Raw genomic sequence first — 18,900 nt, forward strand, 5'->3', positions numbered from 1 at the left:
GGACGGGGACTCTGCATGCGCACCGCTCGTCAGGTGCAGACCACGGAGAACCACCATGAACGTCCTGTCCACCCTCGTCCACGCCTTCCACGTTTCGCCGCAGATCGACGACGCCGCCACCGCCGAACGCCGCGCCCGCTACGCCGAAGCGCTGGAAAACGCCCGTCGCGAACCGCTGCCGCAGTCGCCGGATCCCGAAGCCGAGGCGTTCGAGGCCCAGTGCCGCCGCGTCCGCGAATCGCGCTACACGGAGACGTCGGCCGACCTGTTCCATGTCTGCTGAACGCCGCCGGCCGCCGCTGGCGCCGGATGCCGTGTCAAGCCTGTGTCGCCACCGGCGCGCCTGCTAGTCTGCAAGGCCGCCGGTTGCCGCGACCGGCACGCCCGACTGCATGACGTCCCGCTTCGTCCACCTGCACCTGCACTCCGAGTACTCGCTCGCCGACTCGACGATCCGTATCGGCGAGTTGATCAAGCGGTGCGTGGCATTGCAGCAGCCGGCCGTCGCGCTGACGGACATCAACAACGTCTTCGCCGCCGTGAAGTTCTACAAGGCGGCGGAAGCGGCGGGCATCAAGCCCATCCTCGGCGCGGACGTCGCCCTGGCGGACGGCAACGAAGCACCGACGCGGATGACGCTGCTCTGCCGCGACCGTTCCGGCTACCTCACGCTGTCGCGCCTGCTCACCCGCATGTGGATGGAAGGCCATCGCAACGACGGCGTGGCGATGCGCCCCGAATGGCTGCGCGACGACAACGGCGGCCTGTTCGCGCTGGCCGGCCGCGACAGCCTCGCCGCACAACTCGCAGCCGGCGGTCGACACGACCTCGCGGAAGCGTGGCTGGTCGACTGGAAGGATGTGCTCGGCGAGCGCCTGCATCTCGAACTCACGCGCACCGGCCGCAAGGGCGAGGAGCCGTTCAACTCGTTCGCGCTGCATGCGTCGTCGCTGCGCGACATTCCGGTGGTCGGCACCAACGACGTGCGCTTCGTCGACGAAGCCGGCTACGAAGCGCACGAGGCACGCGTCTGCATCGCGACCGGCCGCGTGCTGGACGATCCCAAGCGTCCGCGCGAGTACAGCCCGCAGCAGTTCCTGCGTTCCAGCGAGGAGATGGAGGACGTCTTCGCCGACGTGCCGGACGCGATCGACAATGCGTATTCGCTGGCGTTGCGCTGCAACGTCGAGATGAAGCTCGGCGAGTACGCGCTGCCCGCGTTCCCGGTGCCGAGCGACCACACCATCGAATCGTGGCTGCGCAACAGCGCGCGCGAAGGGTTGGCGAAGCGCCTGGATAAGGTGCCGCCGTCCGACGGTCGCACGCTCGAGGACTACACGTCGCGCCTGGAAACCGAGCTCGACGTCATCATCAAGATGGGGTTCCCGGGTTACTTCCTCATCGTCGCGGACTTCATCAACTGGGGTAAGCAGCAGGGCATTCCGGTCGGTCCGGGTCGCGGTTCGGGTGCGGGCTCGCTGGTGGCGTGGGCGCTCGGCATCACCGATCTCGATCCCCTGCCCTACGACCTGCTGTTCGAGCGGTTCCTCAACCCCGAACGCGTGTCGATGCCCGACTTCGACATCGACTTCTGTATGGATCGTCGCGACGAAGTCATTGACTACGTCGCGCGCAAGTACGGTCGCGATCGCGTCAGCCAGATCATCACCTACGGCACGATGGCCGCGAAGGCGGCGGTGCGCGACTGCGGCCGCGTGCTCGGCCATCCGTACGGCATGGTCGACGGCATCGCCAAGCTCATTCCCAACACGCTCGGCATCGGGCTGGAGGACGCGCTCGGCCGGTCCGATGCGTCGAAGAAGGACCCGGACCTCGCGTCGCAGGAGCTGATCACGCGTTATCGCGCCGAGGACGACGTGCGCGACCTGATGGACCTCGCGCTGTCGCTCGAGGACCTCACGCGCAACGCCGGCAAGCACGCGGGCGGCGTGGTGATCGCGCCGTCGCCGCTGTCGGACTTCTGCCCGCTGTTTGCCGAACACGACGAAGGCGGTCGCGGTCGCAATCCGGTCACGCAGTTCGACAAGGACGACGTCGAGGCCGTCGGCCTCGTCAAGTTCGATTTCCTCGGCCTGCGCACCCTCACGATCATCGACTGGGCGGTGAAGGCGATCAACGTGCGGCGCGCGAAGGAAGGCGTCGAAGCACTCGACATCACCACGCTGCCGCTCGACGACGCGAAGGCGTACGAGGTGTTCGCGCGCGGCGACACGGTTGCCGTGTTCCAGTTCGAATCACGCGGCATGCGCGAGCTGCTCAAGCGCGCGCAGCCCGACCGCTTCGACGACCTGATCGCGCTCGTGTCGCTGTACCGCCCGGGCCCGATGGACCTGATCCCGGACTTCATCGAGCGAAAGCACGGCCGGCAGGAAGTCGTGTTCCCGCACGCGCTGCTGGAGCCGGTACTCGCGCCCACGTACGGCGTCGTGGTCTACCAGGAGCAGGTCATGCAGACCGCGCAGATCCTGGGCGGCTATTCGCTGGGCGGTGCGGATCTTCTGCGTCGCGCGATGGGCAAGAAGAAGCCCGAGGAGATGGCCAAGGAGCGCGTCAAGTTCGAAGCCGGTGCGAAGGAGCACCACGGCATCGAACCGCGCGTGTCCGGTCCGATCTTCGACCTGCTCGAAAAATTCGCCGGCTACGGCTTCAACAAGTCGCACGCGGCGGCGTACGCGCTGGTCTCGTACCAGACGGCGTGGTTGAAGGCGCACTACCCGGCGGAGTTCATGGCCGCCGTGCTGTCGTCGGACATGGACAACACCGACAAGGTCACCGGCTTCCTCGACGAAACGCGTGCGATCGGCGTTACCGTGCTGCCGCCCGATGTCAACGAATCGGCGTACATGTTCGAAGCGCGAACGCCCGACACCGTGCGTTACGGGCTCGGCGCGGTGAAAGGCGTCGGGCGCGGCGTCTGCGAGGCGATCGTGGAAGCGCGGCGCGCCGGGCAATTCAAGGATCTGCTCGATCTCTGCCAGCGTGCGGACGACGGCAAGCTCAACCGCCGCGCGCTGGAAGCGATGGCGCAGGCCGGTGCGCTCGACGCGATCGGCAAGAACCGCGCAAGCCTGTTCCTGCAGATCCCCGAAGTGCTGCGCGCCACCGACCAGCTCGCGAAGGAAACCGCGGCGGGCCAGGTCTCGCTGTTCGGCGGCTTCGATACCGCCGCGCCGGCGCTGCACATCGACCTGCCCGAAGCGGACGAGTGGCCGATCGCCAAGCTGCTCGAGCACGAACGCGAAACGCTCGGCCACTACCTCAGCGGCCATCCCTTCGATCCGCATCGCGAGGACGTGCACGCGCTGATCGGCTTCGACCTGGGCGACCTCGAACGCATCTGGGCCGGGCGTCCGGATAGCGGTCGCGGTGGCTGGCGTCCCGAGATGGAGACGACGGTTGCCGGCCTCGTCGTCGGCTTCCGCAAGAAGGGCGACTCGCAGGTGTTCGTGCAGATCGAGGACGGCCGTGGTCGGCTCGAATGCGCCTTCTTCGCCGAGACCTACGCCGACCACGCGTCGCTGATCGGCCGCGACAAGTTGCTCATCGTGCAGGGCGGCCTGCGCGAAGACGCGTTTTCCGGCGGCTTCGCGCTCAAGGCGCAGCGCTGCTGGGAGTTCTCGCAGCTGTGCAGCCGCCACGCGCAACGCCTGTCGGTGCGCGTCGACCTGCGCCAGCCCGGCACGCTCGCGCGCGTCGAGGCGGTATTGGCGGCGCATCGCCCGGGCCCGACGCCGCTGCGCATGCACCTGCTGATCGACGGCACGCACGGCATGGTCGACTTCGACGGCGCCAAGGGCGTACGCGTCAGCGCCGAGCTGGTCGAAGCGCTGCGCGCCACGCCGGGCGTCCTGACCGTGAAGGCGGCGCTGTCCAAGCCCTGGGCACACTGACGGCGGCCCGGACCATACGCCGCCGACGGGCGGGATTCGGCCGCCCCGGGCTAAACTGCCCGCCTTTCATCCTGCCGGTCCCGCATGAACCCGAACTACCTCGATTTCGAGCAGCCCATCGCCGATCTTGAAGCGAAGATCGCCGAACTGCGCCAGGCGAGCGACGGCAACTCGATGGACGCCGGCCCGGAGATTCGGGCCCTGCAGGACAAGGCGCGCAAGCGCACCGCCCAGATTTTCCGCGACCTCTCGCCGTGGCAGGTGTCGCAGCTCGCCCGCCATCCGCAGCGCCCTTACACGCTCGACTACATCGAAGCTATGTGCGATGAGTTTGAAGAGCTGCACGGCGACCGCGCGTATTCCGATGACGCCGCCATCGTCGGCGGCCTGGGCCGCATCGACGGTCGCAGCGTGATGATCATCGGCCACCAGAAGGGCCGCGACACCAAGAGCAAGGTGCGCCGCAACTTCGGCATGCCGCGCCCGGAGGGTTATCGCAAGGCGCTGCGCCTGATGAAGATGGCCGAGCGCTTCGGCCTGCCGCTTCTCACCTTCATCGACACGCCGGGCGCGTACCCGGGCGTGGGCGCGGAAGAACGCGGCCAGTCCGAAGCCATCGCCCGCAACCTGATGGAAATGGCGGAGCTGAAGATCCCGATCGTCTGCACCGTGATCGGCGAAGGCGGCTCCGGCGGCGCACTTGCCATCGGCGTCGGCGACCGCACGCTGATGCTCGAATACAGCACCTACTCGGTGATCTCGCCCGAAGGCTGCGCGTCGATCCTCTGGAAGTCGGCCGACAAGGCCAAGGACGCCGCCGAGCAGCTCGGCCTGACCGCGCGACGCCTGCATTCGCTGGGCCTCGTCGACAAGGTGATCCGCGAACCCACGGGCGGCGCGCATCGCAACCCGAGGCAGATGGGCACGCGCCTGAAGAACGTGCTGATCAACGAACTCGACGCGCTCTCGGGCCTGCCCGCCGAAGCCCTTCTCGAGCGCCGCTACCAGCGCCTGCGCGGCTACGGCGCGTACGAAGCGGCGTAATCCGCAGCGCGGAGCTGTGGCGTCGCTGCCGTAGCATCGGGTCATGACTGCCGTGCTCGACATCGACGACACGCCGCTACGGTCACATCCGCAGGCGCGGCTCGTCGTCGCGCTCAGTGGAGGGCTCGATTCCAGCGTGTTGTTGCACGCCCTGGCCACCACGCCCGCCCTGCGCGCGCATGGCCTGCGCGCAGTGCACGTCAACCATGGGCTGCACGACGATGCCGGCGCATGGAGCGCGCACTGCGAGTCGCTCTGTCGCGCGCTGGGCGTGCCGCTGCGGACAGTGCGGGTCGATGTTCGCAATGTCGGCAACGGCCCCGAGGCCGCGGCGCGGAACGCGCGCCATGCCGCCCTGCAGGCCGACATCACATCGGACGACGTGGTCGCGTTCGCGCATCACCGCGACGACCAGGCCGAGACATTCCTGCTCCGCGCATTGCGCGCGTCCGCGCCCGATGGCCTCGCCGCGATGCGCCCATGGCGCGCGTTCGGCCGCGGCCATCTCTGGCGCCCGCTACTTGCGCTTCCCCGTGAATCGCTGCGTGCGTACGCGACCGCACACGGCCTCGACTGGGTCGATGATCCCAGCAACGACGACGACCGCTTCGACCGCAATTTCCTGCGCCTGCGGGTGATTCCACTGCTGCGCGAACGCTGGCCGCGCGTCGACGAGGCATTCGCCACGGCAGCACGGCTCGCGGCGGAGACCGGCGATCTTCTGGCGGATGAGGACGTTGCGACGCTCGCGCGTTGCAGGATCGATGGCGACAACGATCTCTCCCGCAACGCATTGATCGCGCTCGATTCGCCGCGTCGCGCACGCGTGTTGCGACGCTGGATCGCATCGCGCGATCTCCCTCCGCTTCCGGCGAACGGCGTCGAGCGCATCGTCGGCGAACTGCTCGAGGCGCCCGCCGATGCACAGGCGCGCTTCGACTGGCACGGCGCGACCGTGCGCGCATGGCGCGATCGTCTGCATGCCTCGCGGAACATCGCGCCGCTCGATGTCGAGTTCGACATGGCGTGGGACGGTCGCACGCCAGTCGAGCTTCCCGACGGCGGCCAACTCGCGATCGAACGTCCGGTCCCGCTCCCGCCCGGAACGCGCGTTCGTGCACGCCAGGGCGGCGAGCGTATCCGCCTGCCCGGCCGTCCGCATCGCCATGAACTCAAGGACGTCCTGGTCGCGGCGGGCATTCCGCCGTGGGTGCGCGAGCATCTGCCGCTGGTGTTCGCTGACGACGAGGTGCTGGCGGCCGGCGACCGTGTGATCGGCGATCGCCTTGCCCGGATCCTCGAACCGCACGGTGCCCGCATCGTCTGGACGCCACCGATCTGACACGTCACCCACGCGCCACGTCGACTCGGCAAGACTTCCGTCGCATTGACCCTGCACCGCGCCCGCCGCCACACTTCGACCATGCCGCGCAAAGAAGCCATCGAGCAGCCCCAGCCCTCCCCCGTCGCCGATTTCGAGCGCTCGCTCGACTCGCTCGAGCACTTGGTCGAACGCATGGAACAGGGCGACCTGTCGCTCGACGAATCGCTGGCGGCCTATGAGGAGGGCGTCGGCCTGTACCGGCGCTGCCAGACGGCGCTGGAACAGGCCGAAATGCGCGTGCGCCTGCTGACCGACCCGCAGGATCCGTCGACCGCGCAACCCTATCCGGACGCGTCCACGCCCGATGCCTGACGCCCGCCTGGAGGCTTGGCGCGGCCGCATCGACGCCGCGCTGGAACAGGCGCTCGACCTGCCCGACGCCCCGCCGGGGCTGCTCGCCGCGATGCGCCACGCGGTGCTGCTCGGCGGCAAGCGCATACGCCCGCTGCTTGTGCTCGCCACCGGCGCCGTGTTCGACACTGACGAGGGCGCGCTGCTAGCGCCCGCGGTCGCCGTCGAACTCATCCACGCGTATTCGCTGGTGCACGACGACCTGCCATCGATGGACGACGACGCGTTGCGCCGCGGCCAGCCGACGGTGCATGTCGCCTTCGACGAGGCGACCGCGGTACTTGCGGGCGACGCCCTGCAGTCGCTCGCGTTCGACGTCCTCGCGCGCGCGCCGGCCGATGTCGCGATCGACCTCGTGCGCGAACTCGCGCGCGCGTCCGGCGCGGCCGGCATGTGTGGCGGCCAGGCGCTGGATCTCGACGCCACCGGTCGCAGCGCGGATGTCGACGTCGCCCTGCTCGAACGCCTGCATGCGATGAAGACCGGCGCGCTGATCCGCGCGGCGGTGCGCATGGGTGCGATCTGCGGCCACGCCGATGCGGATGCCCGCTCGCGCCTCGACGCCTTCGCCGACGCACTCGGCCTCGCATTCCAGGTGCGCGACGACATCCTCGACGTCGAAGCCGACACCGCGCAGCTCGGCAAGACCGCGGGCAAGGATCTGGCACAGGACAAGGCGACGTTCCCCGCGTTGCTGGGCCTGGATGCCTCGCGTGCGCGGCTCGCGCACCTCACCGACGTGATGGCGGCATCGCTGGCGACGTTCGGCAGCGACGCGGCTCCGCTGCAGGCCCTCGCGCGACTCGCGGTCGATCGCGCGCACTGACCCGCGCGTTTGCCGTGTCGGCGACACCACGCAACTCGCAAACAAAAACGCCGGCACGAAGCCGGCGTTTTCGCATCATCGCAATGCCGATCAGTTGATCAGGCGCAGCGTGAACGGGTAACGGTAGTTCTCACCACGGCTCGCCGCGACGCCTGCCATCACCGTCAGCACCAGCCATGCGATCACCACGATCGGCAACAGCAGGAAGCCGATCAGCACCACCATGCAGATGGACGCAACGATCGCCGCGAGTGCCGCGGTGATGTTGAAGTTCACCGCTTCCTTCGCCTGCTCGGCGGCGAACGGCATGGTGTCCTTCTTGATCTGCCAGACCACGAGCGGGCCGAGCACGTTGCCGAACGGGATGATCAGGCCGGCCAACGACGACAGATGGCCGAGCATGGCCCAGTTGCGTTCTTCTGCCACGTCGGCACCGATGCTGGACGACGCGTGCGGCGGAGGCGGCGCGGGCTGGGAGTACGGAGGCGGCGTCGGCGTCGGGCCGTCGTCGCCGGGGATCTGGTCGATATCGCTCATCGTGCCGCTCCTGCAATGTGAAGGTCGTGTTGACGCCGACTTTCAACCCCGCGCGTTCAACGGTCAACCGTCGGTGGCGAGCGACCCGATCAGCGGTACCGATCAGCTCTCGCCGGCAACGGTCATCCGGCCTATGGCGACGCTGCCCATGCGAATGTGCGAGCGCGGGTCGACGTCGGTGCCGACCGCCTCGATGCGCTGGAACATCTCGCGCAGGTTGCCCGCCACGGTGACGCCATCGACAGGGTATTCGATGCGTCCGTTCTCGACCCAGAAGCCGGCGGCACCGCGCGAATAGTCGCCGGTGGTCGCGTTGGCGCCGTTGCCCATCAGCTCGGTGACCAGCAGTCCGTTGCCCATCGACGCCAGCAGCGAGTCCAGGTCACCCGCATTCGCCGCGACGTCGAGGTTGTGCACGCCGCCGGCGTTCGCGGTCGTCTGCAGGCCGAGCTTGCGTGCGGAGTAACTGCCGAGCACGTAGCGCTGCAGTACGCCGTTCTCGACCAGCGCCGACTCGCGCGTCGCCACGCCTTCGGCGTCGAACGCAGACGAACGCAGGCCGCGCGCAACGAACGGGCGCTCGATGATCGAGAACCAGTCGGGAAACAGCTGCGTACCCTGGCTGTCGATCAGGAAGCTCGCGCCGCGATAGAGCGCGCCCCCCGACACCGCGCCGAGCAGGTGGCCGATCAGCGATCGCGCCATCTCGGCCGCGAACACGACGGAGTACTCGCCGGTGCGCAACTGGCGCGGCGACAGTCGACTCACCGCACGTTCCGCCGCGCGACGCCCAACCGACGCGGGTGAATCCATGTCCTGCGATGCGAGGCCGAGCGTGTACCAGCCGTCGCGCTGCATTGCGTCGCCCCGCCCTGCGATGAGCGCGCAGCCGAGCGAATGCTGGGTGCCGCGTTCGCGGCCGATGAAGCCGTGGCTGTTCGCGTACACCGACAGGCTGCGACCGCTGCTGAGCGACGCGCCGTCCGAATTCTCGACGCGCGCATCCGCGTCGCGACCGGCCTGTTCGCACGCGAGCGCGAGGTCGATCGCGCGGTCGGCGTCGATCGCCCACGGATGCCACGAGTCGAATTCCGGCATGTCACGCGCCATTAGGTCCGCGTCGGCGAGCCCCGCGGCGGGATCGTCCTCGGTGTATTTGGCGATGGCGCAGGCCTGGTCGACCGTGGCGATCAGGCTGTCCTCGCGCAGGTCGGCGGTGCTCGCGCTGCCCTTGCGCTGCCCGAAATAGACGGTGACGGCGATGCCGCGATCACGCGTGGATTCCACGGTTTCGACTTCGCCCATGCGAACGTTGACGCTGAGCCCGGCCTCCTCCGAGCAGCTGACCTCCGCCTGCGTCGCGCCGCGCTCGCGGGCAAGGCCGAGCAGTCGCTGCGACAGGCCGGAAAGCGCGTCGAGGCGCTCGATACTGTCGTCGTGGAGGGCGGGCGAAGTGATCGTCGCGTTCAATGTCTTATCCTTCCGTTCTCATGTCCGCGCCTCGGCGGACGGCTCAACGCGTGGCGGCCGTCGTCGCGCAGGATTATGACGATGCGCGGTCGCGACGAAGAAACCGGTGAATTCCGCAGCCCCTCCCGCAGCGAGCAGCGGCGCGAGGCGCTGGGCGTGCTCGAACTCGCGGAGACGCTGGCGTCCCTGACCGACGCGCAGCTCGCGCGCGTGCCGGTGCCGGAGGCCGTGATGTTGCACATCATGGATACGCGGCGCATCACGTCCAACATCGCGCGCAAGCGACAGCTCGCCTTCCTTGCCAAGCAGATGCGCAAGCTCGACGACGACGAACTGCAGGCCATGCGCGACGCACTCGACGAAAAGAGCGATGCGTCGCGCGCGGAGATCGCGGCGACGCATCGCGTCGAAGCCTGGCGCGTGAAGCTGCTGGAGGGCGGCGACAACGCGCTGGCCGAGCTCCTGGACCTGTATCCCGACGCCGATCGCCAGCGCCTGCGCCAGCTCGTGCGCAATGCGCTCGACGAACGCAATCGCAACAAGCCGCCGCGCGCATTCCGCGAACTGTTCCGCGAACTGCGCGGCGTCATGCTCGGCACGTCCGACGGCGACGATGCCGACGAGCAAATGGCGGCCGACGACACCGACGAGTGATCCCGGCGAAGGCTCAGGCCTTCGTTCCGCCGACCGTGAGCCCGTCGATCAACAGCGACGGCTGGCCGACGCCGACCGGCACACTCTGCCCGTCCTTGCCGCAGACACCGACGCCTTCGTCGAGCGCAAGATCGTTGCCGATCATGCGCACCTTCTGCATCGTTTCCGGCCCGTTGCCGATCAGCATCGCGCCCTTCACCGGCGCGGTGACCTTGCCGTCCTCGATGAGGTAGGCCTCGGTCGCGGAGAACACGTACTTGCCGGACGTGATGTCGACCTGGCCGCCGCCGAAATTCACCGCGTACAGCCCGCGCTTCACCGAGCGGATCATTTCCTGCGGATCGTGCGAGCCGGCGAGCATGTAGGTGTTGGTCATGCGCGGCATGACGAGGTGCGCGAACGATTCGCGACGCCCGTTGCCTGTCGGCGTCATGCCCATCAGGCGCGCGTTGAGCGTGTCCTGCATGTAACCGACCAGTACGCCGTCCTCGATCAGCGTCGTGCAGTTGGTCGGCGTGCCTTCGTCGTCGATGTTGAGCGAACCGCGTCGACCCGGCAGCGTGCCGTCGTCGACGATGGTGACGCCCGGCGACGCCACGCGCTGGCCGATTCGGCCGGCGTACGTCGACGTGCCCTTGCGATTGAAGTCGCCTTCCAACCCGTGGCCGACCGCCTCGTGCAGCAGCACGCCCGGCCAGCCGCTGCCAAGCACCACCGGCATCACGCCGGCCGGTGCGTCGACCGCGTCGAGGTTCACCAGCGCCTGCCGCAGCGCTTCGCGCGCGAGATGTTCCGGGCGACCGCCGCCGAGCAGCTCCGCATAGCCGTAGCGCCCGCCGCCGCCTGCGTAGCCCTGCTCGCGACGCCCCTTGTCCTCGACGATCACCTGCACGTTGAGGCGCACCAGCGGGCGAACATCCGCGGACAGCAGACCGTCGCTGCGCGCGACGAGGATGGTGTCGACGCCGCCCGACAGGCTCACGGTCACCTGCTTCACGCGCGGGTCCGCCGCGCGCAGCAGGCGGTCGATGCGACGCAGCGATTCGACCTTTTCTTCGTTTGCCAACGCATCGATCGGATCGAACGCGGTGTACAGCTCACGACCGCTGCCGCGCACCAGCGGACGATCCTTCGACGCCATCTCGCCCGCGACCGTGCCCTTGGCGATGGCACGCGCGGACGTCGATGCCTCGAGCAGCGCCTTCGCGTCGATCTCGTCCGAATACGCGAAACCCGTTTTCTCGCCGCTGATCGCGCGCACGCCGACGCCCTGCTCGATCGAATGCGCACCGTCCTTGACGATGCCGTCCTCGACGGTCCAGCTCTCGCGACGCGCGTGCTGGAAATAGAGGTCGCCGAAATCGACGCCGGGGCCGACCAGCGCGCCGAGCGCACGATCCAGCGACGCCACGTCGAGGCCGGCAGGCACGAGCAATCGGGATTCGGCGGTCGAAAGCGAAGTCGTCATCGGAGTTCCATGAAATAAGGACGCAGCCGCGTGCGGCACGTCCGGACTATATGCGGGGCGATGTGATCGGCCTCAACCGGCCGGAGGCGGTGACAGCGCCATCGCGCGTGTCTGGTCGTGCGTGAGCACTTCGACTTTCGGGTCGGCCCACGGCCCGGTGACGCGATAGGTCTTGGCGCCGAGTTGGCCGAGCGGCTTCTGCATCACCGCGCCGGCGGCGGCACCGATCGCCGCGCCGACCGGACCACCGGCAAGCGCACCGACCGCGGTCAGCAGGTTCGCCGACTTGGGATGCACTTCGATCGTCTGGTCGAAGGTCTGCGCGCGCAGGTTCGCCGCGCCGCGGATGCGGATGTCGGCCGCGGGACCCTTGATGCCGAAGTCGTCGCTCCGCGCGAGGCCGTCGCCGAAACGCACGTTGCCGCCGATCTGGTTGAAGCTGAAACCCTTGGCGAAGAAGTCGCGGAAATCGAGCGTGAGGCGACGCGGCAGTTCGGCCAGGCTGAGCAGGCCGAGCACACGGCCGGCGCCGGGCTCGACCTCGAGCAGGCGGCCGTTGCGCACGTCCACCGCGAGCGTGCCCTGCAGGCTGCCGAGCGCGAAGTCGGAGGGCGCGCCGCTCCAGCCTGCGTCGAAATGCGTATCGCCCTTGCCGCCGCTCACGCGCCCACCGAGCCCGAAGCCGTCGAGCAACGCACCGAAGTCGTCGCTCGACACCGTCGCGGCGACATGCGTGCGCGCGGCGGCGCCCTTGCCGCTCCAGTCGCCGGTCGCGTCGATGCGCTGGCTGCGGCCGCGCGCGTTGAACTGGTCGAGCTGGAGGCCGGTCGCCGTCGCATGCGTGCGAAGGCGCGCGGTGCCGAGCGCGGCGCTGCCGATGCGCAGATCGTCGACGTCGATGGAAAGCGGCGGCACCTTGGATGGATCGACCGCGGCGTTCGATGGCGTCGTCGCGCGCACGGGTGCCGGGCGACGTGGCGTCGGCGTCATCGGCGCGACGCGTGACGGCGATGCCGGCCCTGCCGCCGCGACCGGCGACGCCGCGGAACGCCAGTACACGCGGCTGAAACGACCGGCGATCGGCCCCGCCCCGTCGGGCACGCTCAGGCTGCCCGCGAGCGTCGCGCCGTCGGCACGCACGGACAACGCATTGCCGGCCATTGGTTGCACCTGCAGACGCGTTTCGCCGAATACGCCGCCGAGCATCGCCAGGTGCGGCGTGCTGACGTCGATGCGTTGCAGCGACAGGCCGTCGCCCGCGCCGCCGCTGCCACCGCGTGCGAACGCGATCCAGTCGAGCGCGTCGAGCTGCGCCGCGCGTCCCGTCGCGACGATGCCCGATGCGGGCGGCGCGTCGTCCACCGTGCCACTGCCGAGCACGACACGAACCCCGGTGCGTCCGCCGACGGTGCGCGCACGCACGCCCGCCAGCGAACCGAGGCTGACTTTCACTTCGCCGCTGCCGACCGGCAACGGCGTGTCGACGAATGCGGCCAGTGATTGCGATGCGGGCTTGCGCAGCGGCGCCGGCAGGTCCAGCGATGTGCCCGCCAGGTTGCTGCGCAGCTGGAGGTGCGCGGCGCCGCCGGGCTTGGCGATGTCCTTCGGCACGACAACGCCGACCGTCCACGCCGAACGCCCCGCGACGTACGGCGACAGCCAGTCCATCTCGGACGCGCGCTTGAGCAGGTCGTCGATATCGAAGTTCGCGGCGACGTCGCCTTCGAACGCATTCGCGGGCGCGCGCACGTGGCCGTCGCCGGCGCGCAGCGACAACGCGCCGGGCTGGCCGTCGTGGCGCACGGCGAGATCGGTCGCGGTGAAGCCGCGCAGGTCGTAGGTCGCGCGGCCGTGCACGTCGTCGAAGCGGAGATCCCAGCGACGGTCCGCCAGCGTCGCGCCGTCGAGGTCGACGGTGCCGTCGATCGACATCGGGTCCGGTCGGCCGAGCGGCATCGTCAGCCCGAACGCGACCGTTGCCGGACCGCTCGCGGACAGCGCATCGATCGTTTCCGGCTGCAGCTTGCGCAGGCCGCTGGCGCGCACGACGTCGAGCAACTGCGACGTTTCGGTGGCGCCCTGCGCGTGCACGGTCAGCGCTCCGTGCGCGTAATCGTCGATCGATGCCGTGAGCCTGGGCAGCGCGACGCGCCCGATGCGGCCGCTGCCGACGATGTCGAAGCCGGTGCCATCGAACATGACGTCGGCATTGACGTCTTCCGCAGGCGGCCAGTCCGGCTGGAACTTCACCACGCCCGCGACCACGCGGCCGCGCGCTTCGAACGTGCCTTCGTGGTGACGGAACGGCCAGTCGTCGAGATCGCCGACGACGACCGCGCGCCCTTGTTCGACACGACCGCCGACCAGCGCGCCGTCGAGCCACTGCACCACCTTCGGCGCCATCAGGTTACGCACCCAGAAGCGCTTGGCGACCGGCACCTGCGCGGTACCGACGTCGGCGGCGATGTCGATGAAGGGCCGCGTGCCGTCGCCCTGCCACAACAGGCCGCCACGCACGTCGGCCGAATAGCCCTGGCCCGCGATGTGCAGCGAACGCGTGCCGAAACGCCAGCCGGGGCCGTCGCGCCACAGCGCCGCGCGTCCGGTGAGATGCACGACGTGGTCCGGCCCGAACGCCTGCGGCCACATGAAGCGGATCGCGCTCGCCGGATCGAAATCGAGTTGCACGCCGTCGGCATCGCCGCTCAGGTGACCGCCGATGCCCTGCAGCCCCGGCGCGGTGCCGACGCGCTGGAAACCGACCGATGCGAGGTTGGCGTCGACTTCCGTGCGGCCGCGCGCGCTGCGAACCCGCGCGTCGTCGACGAGACCGGCCGGCGCCGAGGCGCGGATCCAACGGCGCGTCGCCTCGGGAAGTCGATCGGTGAGCGCAGCAGTCTGCAGCAACGGTGCGACCTCGACATGCCGCGCGGCGAGATCGAAACGTCCGCCGCCCGCGAGCGCGAGCCCGTCGAGCACTTCGCCCGACCGGCCCTGTTGCACGCGCAGGGTCGGCAGCGTGATCGTCCATTTCCCCGCGCTCATGCGCCACGCGCCGAGCGCATCGACGCGATCGAACACCACGCGCGGCACCGCGCCATCGAGCGGCGCGCCTTCGAGCGTCACGCCCGACAACGCACCCTGCCCGGTCACCTGCACGACGCGTTCGTCGCGCACCTCGGCCCATGCGCGCGCACTGCCCGCACCCGCGGCGACACGCACGCCGCCTGCGTGCAACACCGTCGCCCAATCGCGAAGGTCGACGTGCTCGGCGCCGACGTAGGCGCGACCATCGCCCGAGCTCCGGTCGAAATCGAGCACGCCGTCGATCGGTGCGCCACCGCTGCGCATCCACGCACGCACGCCGGCACGGACGCGCGCGCCATCGACGCGAAGACGAAGATCCGCGCGCGGAATCGCCGTGTCGATGCCGTATGCCGGCGCGACGATCGCGAGCCGTCCGTCGATGACGTGCAGTTCGCCGAGGCGATCAAGCGCGCCGAAAGGATCGGCATTGCTGCGATCGGTCTGGCCCGGAAGGCCGCGCACGTCCCACGTGCCGTCGTCCGCGCGCTCCAGCGTGAGATCGAGGCCGCGCAGGCGCAGTTCCGTAAACGCATGGCCCGGAAGCAGGCCGAGGTAGACGGACGCCAGGAGTTCGGCGTCACCTATCGCAACCGCGCGATCGCCTTCACCGATGCGCAGCCCCTGCAGCTCGATCAGCGGGCCGACACGCGTCCAGTGCGTCTGCAGGCCAGTGAAGGACACCGGCCGCTTCGTGCGATGTTCAAGCCACGCCTTGACCTGCGCGGGATGCCCGGCCAGCACCGGCAGCGCCAGGCCGACGATGCCAAGCAGCAACGCGAAGCCGAGCACCACCACCGCGGCCACGTAGCCGAGGCCAACGTGAGCCCGCTTGGCGTGGCGAAGAATCACGCCGCTCGCGAGGCGAGGTTGTCGGGATCAGAGCAGCACGACATCGAACTGCTCCTGCGAATACTGCTCGTCGGCCTGGAAACGAATGGACTTGCCGAGAAATTCCTCGAGCTCGGCGACCGCCGCCGATTCTTCGTCGGTGATGCGTGCGACCACCTTCGGCGATGCGATCACCAGCAGCCGTTGCGCGTCGAACTGGCGCACCTGTCGCACGACGTCGCGGAAGATTTCGTACGTCACGGTTTCGGGCGTCTTGAGCGACCCGCGGCCGCTGCACTCATGGCACGGCTCCGAGAGCTGCCGTTGCAGGCTCTCGGTGGTGCGCTTGCGGGTCATCTCGACGAGACCCAGCGGAGAGAAGTCGTACACGGTCGTCTTGGCGTGGTCGCGGGCAAGCGCTTTCTCGAGCTGACGGAGCACCTGCCGCTTGTGCTCGGCATCCGTCATGTCGATGAAGTCGATGATGATGATGCCGCCTAGATTGCGCAGCCGAAGCTGACGCGCGACCGACTGGGCCGCCTCGAGATTGGTGCGGTACACCGTTTCCTCGAGATTGCGCTGGCCGAGGAATGAACCGGTGTTCACGTCGATCGTTGTCATCGCCTCCGTCTGGTCGATGACGAGGTAGCCGCCCGACTTCAGCGGCACCTGTTTTTCGAGCGCGCGCTGGATCTCGTCCTCGACGCCGTAGAGGTCGAAGATCGGCCGCGCGCCGGCGTAGTGCTCGATCTTCTCGTTGAGGCCCGGCATGTACTGCGCGGCGAACGCCTTCAGGCGGTCGCAGGTTTCGCGCGAGTCGACCTTCACCTTCTCCACGTCGCGACGCAGCAGGTCGCGCACGGCACGCATGGGCAGCGACAGGTCCTCGTAGACGCGTTCGCCAAGCTTCGCCGACGCCGAGCTTTCCTCGATCAACGACCACACGCGACCGAGATACGCGATGTCCTCGGCGATCGCTTCGTCCGGCTGGCCCTCCGCATTGGTGCGCACGATGTAGCCGTGCTGCGCACCGGTCGGGGAAAGCGACGACACGATGTGCTTGAGGCGAGCGCGTTCGACTTCGTCCTCGATGCGTGCCGACACGCCGACCACGCGCGTGCGCGGCAGCAACACCAGGTAACGCGATGGAATGCTCAGCTGCGTCGTCAGCCGCGCGCCCTTGCTGCCGATCGGATCCTTCACCACCTGCACGATGATGTCCTGCCCGTCGCGCAACAGCTCGGTGATCGGTCGCGTGGGCTGCGGTGGCAGCGGTGCATCGTCGCCGTTGGCGACATCGGTCACCGGCGTCGGTTTCACGATGTCGCCCGCGTGCAGGAACGCCGCGCGTTCGAGGCCGATGTCGATGAAAGCGGCCTGCATGCCCGGCATGATCCGTTGGACGCGCCCCTTGTACACATTGCCGACCACGCCGCGCCGCCAGCCGCGTTCGATATGCAGTTCCTGCAGCATTCCGTTCTCGACGACGGCTACGCGTGTCTCGCGCGGCGTGACGTTGACCAGGATTTCCTCGGTCATGCCGCGACACCTGCGAATGCGTCGACGCCGAACTCGGCGAGCAACTTCGACGTCTCGTGCACCGGCAGGCCCATTACCCCGGAGTAGCTGCCATCAAGGCGGGTGACGAAGGCTTCCGCACGCCCCTGGATCGCGTAGGCCCCGGCCTTGCCCGCCCATTCGCCACAGGCGATGTAGCCATCGAGCTGCGCCGGCGTGAGCGCAGCGAATGTGACGTCGGACACACTGATCGCCTGCGCTTCGCGCTCGGCGGAGATCAGCCACACCACGCTGATGACCTGGTGCGTACGCCCGGACAGTCGCGTCAGCATGCGCACCGCGTCATCGGCATCGACGGGTTTGCCGAAGACGTCGTCATCGAGCACCACTTCGGTGTCGGCCGCGAGCACGAGCGCGCCGGGCACTGCGGTGACCGTCAACAGGCCCGCGCCAGCCTTTTCGCGCGAAACGCGCCGCACGTAGTCGAGCGCGGGCTCGCCGGGTTGGCGGACTTCGGGAATGTCGATATCGAGAACGCGCGGGTCGAGGCCGAGGCGGCCAAGAAGCTCGCGTCGGCGAGGAGATCGGGAGGCGAGATAGAGCATCGCCCGAAGAATAACCCGCGATGTGTCGTGGCGATCCTGAACCTTCGGCATCGCGTCGCGACCCCGTGATGTCTCACCGGCCGTTCACTCCAACGTACCGACCCTTCCCCCAACTCGGAGCCTCCATTCCCATGCGCCCACTCGTCCGTCCCCTCGCCCTTGCCGCCGCGCTCGCCTTCGGGAGCCTCGCCATGACCGTCGACGCCCAGACCGCGACCGCCTCGATTCCGACGGTCGCGCCCGACAGCACGCTGCTCTCCGTCGCAGCGCAGGCCGAAGCGCGCCGCGCGCCCGACATCGCCACGGTGTCCGCAGGCGTGGTCACGCAGGCTGCCGATGCGAACAGCGCGTTGCGCGACAACGCGGACCGCATGGCGAAGGTCGTCGCGGCGATTCGCGCTGCGGGCGTCGCCGAACGCGATGTGCAGACCGCTGGCGTCAACCTCAATCCGCAATACCGCTATGCCGAGAACCAGCCTCCGGCGATCACCGGCTACCAGGCGTCGAACAACGTCAACGTGATCGTTCGCGACATCGGCAAGCTCGGGAAGATCCTCGACGCGCTGGTTGCGACCGGGGCCAACCAGATCAACGGGCCGACGTTCGACATCGACCAGAAGGATCCGGTGTATGACGAAGCGCGTCGTGCCGCGCTCGACAAGGCGCAGCAGCGTGCGGCGATGTACGCGAAGACCCTCGGCATGCGCGTGCGTCGCATCGTGAGCATCGACGAGAGCAACGGCGCGAGCATCCCGCGCCCGATGCCGATGATGGCAATGGCGAAGATGGCGCGTGACGAGGCGACGCCGATTTCGCCTGGCGAGAACGTGTTGTCTGTCAACCTCAACGTCGTGTTTGAACTGGGAAAGTAACCATGACGACGTCCCAAGCTCCGCGCGGCCGCGACACCGCGCCCGCAGCCGATCCACGCGCCGGCGCGAATCCCGGCTATGCGGAAAACCAGCCACGCGACAAGGTGGACGCGCGCGATGGGCGAAGCGGCAAGGCGCCGAACCCGGAAGCGGGCGGCCTGCAGCGTCCGCAGGGCGACGATCCGAAGCCTGCGTCCGAATAAACGGGTTGGTGCGAAACGCGAAAAAGCCCGCTTGATGCGGGCTTTTTCTTTTGCGGGCGGTCGCAATCGGGGCACGACCTGGCCTCGACGCAGTCGTGCCCCGCCCTACGTCGCAGTCGGAAAACGGCCGCACGCGCCCGGC

The 18,900-nt window shown here is 68.8% G+C and carries 15 protein-coding genes; 9 read left to right on the forward strand and 6 right to left on the reverse strand.

The window, feature by feature from the left end:
* Positions 1–55: 55 nt before the first annotated feature.
* The 6 genes from ACKTTN_RS10035 to ACKTTN_RS10060 all read left to right on the forward strand — a co-directional run bounded on the left by ACKTTN_RS10035 (position 56) and on the right by ACKTTN_RS10060 (position 7,516).
* The gene (locus ACKTTN_RS10035) at positions 56–283 is read left to right on the forward strand and encodes a hypothetical protein (RefSeq protein WP_407909702.1); all 228 of its coding nucleotides are present in this window, start codon (positions 56–58) and stop codon (positions 281–283) included.
* A gap of 109 nt (positions 284–392) precedes the next feature.
* Entirely contained in the window at positions 393–3,911 is a 3,519-nt protein-coding gene (dnaE, locus tag ACKTTN_RS10040) for a DNA polymerase III subunit alpha (RefSeq protein WP_407909703.1), read from the forward strand.
* 84 nt (positions 3,912–3,995) lie between these two features.
* On the forward strand, positions 3,996–4,955 hold the full coding sequence (locus tag ACKTTN_RS10045) for an acetyl-CoA carboxylase carboxyltransferase subunit alpha (protein WP_407909704.1): 960 nt from the start codon (positions 3,996–3,998) through the stop codon (positions 4,953–4,955).
* A gap of 43 nt (positions 4,956–4,998) precedes the next feature.
* A complete protein-coding gene (gene tilS, locus ACKTTN_RS10050; protein ID WP_407909705.1) occupies positions 4,999–6,297 on the forward strand; it encodes a tRNA lysidine(34) synthetase TilS in 1,299 nt (432 codons plus the stop codon).
* A gap of 81 nt (positions 6,298–6,378) precedes the next feature.
* Positions 6,379–6,651, forward strand: coding sequence for an exodeoxyribonuclease VII small subunit (locus ACKTTN_RS10055; RefSeq protein WP_407910063.1), 273 nt, complete (start codon positions 6,379–6,381; stop codon positions 6,649–6,651).
* Positions 6,644–7,516 (forward strand): polyprenyl synthetase family protein, encoded by an 873-nt coding sequence (locus ACKTTN_RS10060; RefSeq protein ID WP_407909706.1) that lies wholly within the window; start codon positions 6,644–6,646, stop codon positions 7,514–7,516. Before ACKTTN_RS10055 ends, ACKTTN_RS10060 begins: the two co-directional genes overlap by 8 nt.
* Positions 7,517–7,606: 90 nt before the next feature.
* On the opposite strand, the gene ACKTTN_RS10065 is transcribed toward ACKTTN_RS10060, so the two are convergent.
* Both ACKTTN_RS10065 and pmbA read right to left on the reverse strand, forming a co-directional pair.
* A complete protein-coding gene (locus tag ACKTTN_RS10065) occupies positions 7,607–8,053 on the reverse strand; it encodes a DUF4870 domain-containing protein (protein WP_407909707.1) in 447 nt (148 codons plus the stop codon).
* Positions 8,054–8,155: 102 nt separating this feature from the next.
* Complete coding sequence (pmbA, locus tag ACKTTN_RS10070) at positions 8,156–9,523, reverse strand: metalloprotease PmbA (RefSeq protein ID WP_407909708.1); 1,368 nt, start codon at positions 9,521–9,523, stop codon at positions 8,156–8,158.
* 81 nt (positions 9,524–9,604) lie between these two features.
* Between pmbA and yjgA the strand changes: the two genes are divergently transcribed.
* Positions 9,605–10,177, forward strand: a complete 573-nt coding sequence (yjgA, locus tag ACKTTN_RS10075) for a ribosome biogenesis factor YjgA (RefSeq protein WP_407909709.1) — start codon at positions 9,605–9,607, stop codon at positions 10,175–10,177.
* Positions 10,178–10,190: 13 nt separating this feature from the next.
* Here the strand turns inward: yjgA and tldD are convergent, their stop codons facing one another.
* From tldD to ACKTTN_RS10095, 4 genes are all read right to left on the reverse strand, one after another.
* Entirely contained in the window at positions 10,191–11,645 is a 1,455-nt protein-coding gene (gene tldD / locus ACKTTN_RS10080; protein ID WP_407909710.1) for a metalloprotease TldD, read from the reverse strand.
* A 72-nt stretch (positions 11,646–11,717) separates the two neighbouring features.
* Positions 11,718–15,581 (reverse strand): YhdP family protein, encoded by a 3,864-nt coding sequence (locus ACKTTN_RS10085; protein WP_407909711.1) that lies wholly within the window; start codon positions 15,579–15,581, stop codon positions 11,718–11,720.
* A 27-nt stretch (positions 15,582–15,608) separates the two neighbouring features.
* Positions 15,609–17,099 carry a ribonuclease G gene (rng, locus tag ACKTTN_RS10090; RefSeq protein WP_407909712.1) on the reverse strand — a complete coding sequence of 497 codons (1,491 nt, stop codon included), beginning with the start codon at positions 17,097–17,099 and terminating at the stop codon, positions 15,609–15,611.
* The gene (locus tag ACKTTN_RS10095; RefSeq protein ID WP_407909713.1) at positions 17,096–17,683 is read right to left on the reverse strand and encodes a Maf family protein; all 588 of its coding nucleotides are present in this window, start codon (positions 17,681–17,683) and stop codon (positions 17,096–17,098) included. Before ACKTTN_RS10095 ends, rng begins: the two co-directional genes overlap by 4 nt.
* A gap of 131 nt (positions 17,684–17,814) precedes the next feature.
* On the opposite strand from ACKTTN_RS10095, the gene ACKTTN_RS10100 reads away from it, so the two are divergent.
* Complete coding sequence (locus ACKTTN_RS10100; RefSeq protein ID WP_407909714.1) at positions 17,815–18,555, forward strand: SIMPL domain-containing protein; 741 nt, start codon at positions 17,815–17,817, stop codon at positions 18,553–18,555.
* A 2-nt stretch (positions 18,556–18,557) separates the two neighbouring features.
* Positions 18,558–18,758, forward strand: a complete 201-nt coding sequence (locus tag ACKTTN_RS10105; protein WP_407909715.1) for a hypothetical protein — start codon at positions 18,558–18,560, stop codon at positions 18,756–18,758.
* The last annotated feature ends 142 nt before the right edge of the window (positions 18,759–18,900 follow it).

Source organism: Lysobacter claricitrinus, from assembly GCF_045866565.1.
Lineage (GTDB): Bacteria > Pseudomonadota > Gammaproteobacteria > Xanthomonadales > Xanthomonadaceae > Cognatilysobacter > Cognatilysobacter claricitrinus.

Bases quoted from the DNA above. Each gene is read 5' to 3' on its own strand.
- ACKTTN_RS10035 (WP_407909702.1), top strand. From the start codon at position 56: ATGAACGTCCTGTCCACCCTCGTCCACGCCTTCCACGTTTCGCCGCAG.
- dnaE (WP_407909703.1), top strand. From the start codon at position 393: ATGACGTCCCGCTTCGTCCACCTGCACCTGCACTCCGAGTACTCGCTC.
- ACKTTN_RS10045 (WP_407909704.1), top strand. From the start codon at position 3,996: ATGAACCCGAACTACCTCGATTTCGAGCAGCCCATCGCCGATCTTGAA.
- tilS (WP_407909705.1), top strand. From the start codon at position 4,999: ATGACTGCCGTGCTCGACATCGACGACACGCCGCTACGGTCACATCCG.
- ACKTTN_RS10055 (WP_407910063.1), top strand. From the start codon at position 6,379: ATGCCGCGCAAAGAAGCCATCGAGCAGCCCCAGCCCTCCCCCGTCGCC.
- ACKTTN_RS10060 (WP_407909706.1), top strand. From the start codon at position 6,644: ATGCCTGACGCCCGCCTGGAGGCTTGGCGCGGCCGCATCGACGCCGCG.
- ACKTTN_RS10065 (WP_407909707.1), bottom strand. From the start codon at position 8,053: ATGAGCGATATCGACCAGATCCCCGGCGACGACGGCCCGACGCCGACG.
- yjgA (WP_407909709.1), top strand. From the start codon at position 9,605: ATGCGCGGTCGCGACGAAGAAACCGGTGAATTCCGCAGCCCCTCCCGC.
- tldD (WP_407909710.1), bottom strand. From the start codon at position 11,645: ATGACGACTTCGCTTTCGACCGCCGAATCCCGATTGCTCGTGCCTGCC.
- rng (WP_407909712.1), bottom strand. From the start codon at position 17,099: ATGACCGAGGAAATCCTGGTCAACGTCACGCCGCGCGAGACACGCGTA.
- ACKTTN_RS10095 (WP_407909713.1), bottom strand. From the start codon at position 17,683: ATGCTCTATCTCGCCTCCCGATCTCCTCGCCGACGCGAGCTTCTTGGC.
- ACKTTN_RS10100 (WP_407909714.1), top strand. From the start codon at position 17,815: ATGCGCCCACTCGTCCGTCCCCTCGCCCTTGCCGCCGCGCTCGCCTTC.
- ACKTTN_RS10105 (WP_407909715.1), top strand. From the start codon at position 18,558: ATGACGACGTCCCAAGCTCCGCGCGGCCGCGACACCGCGCCCGCAGCC.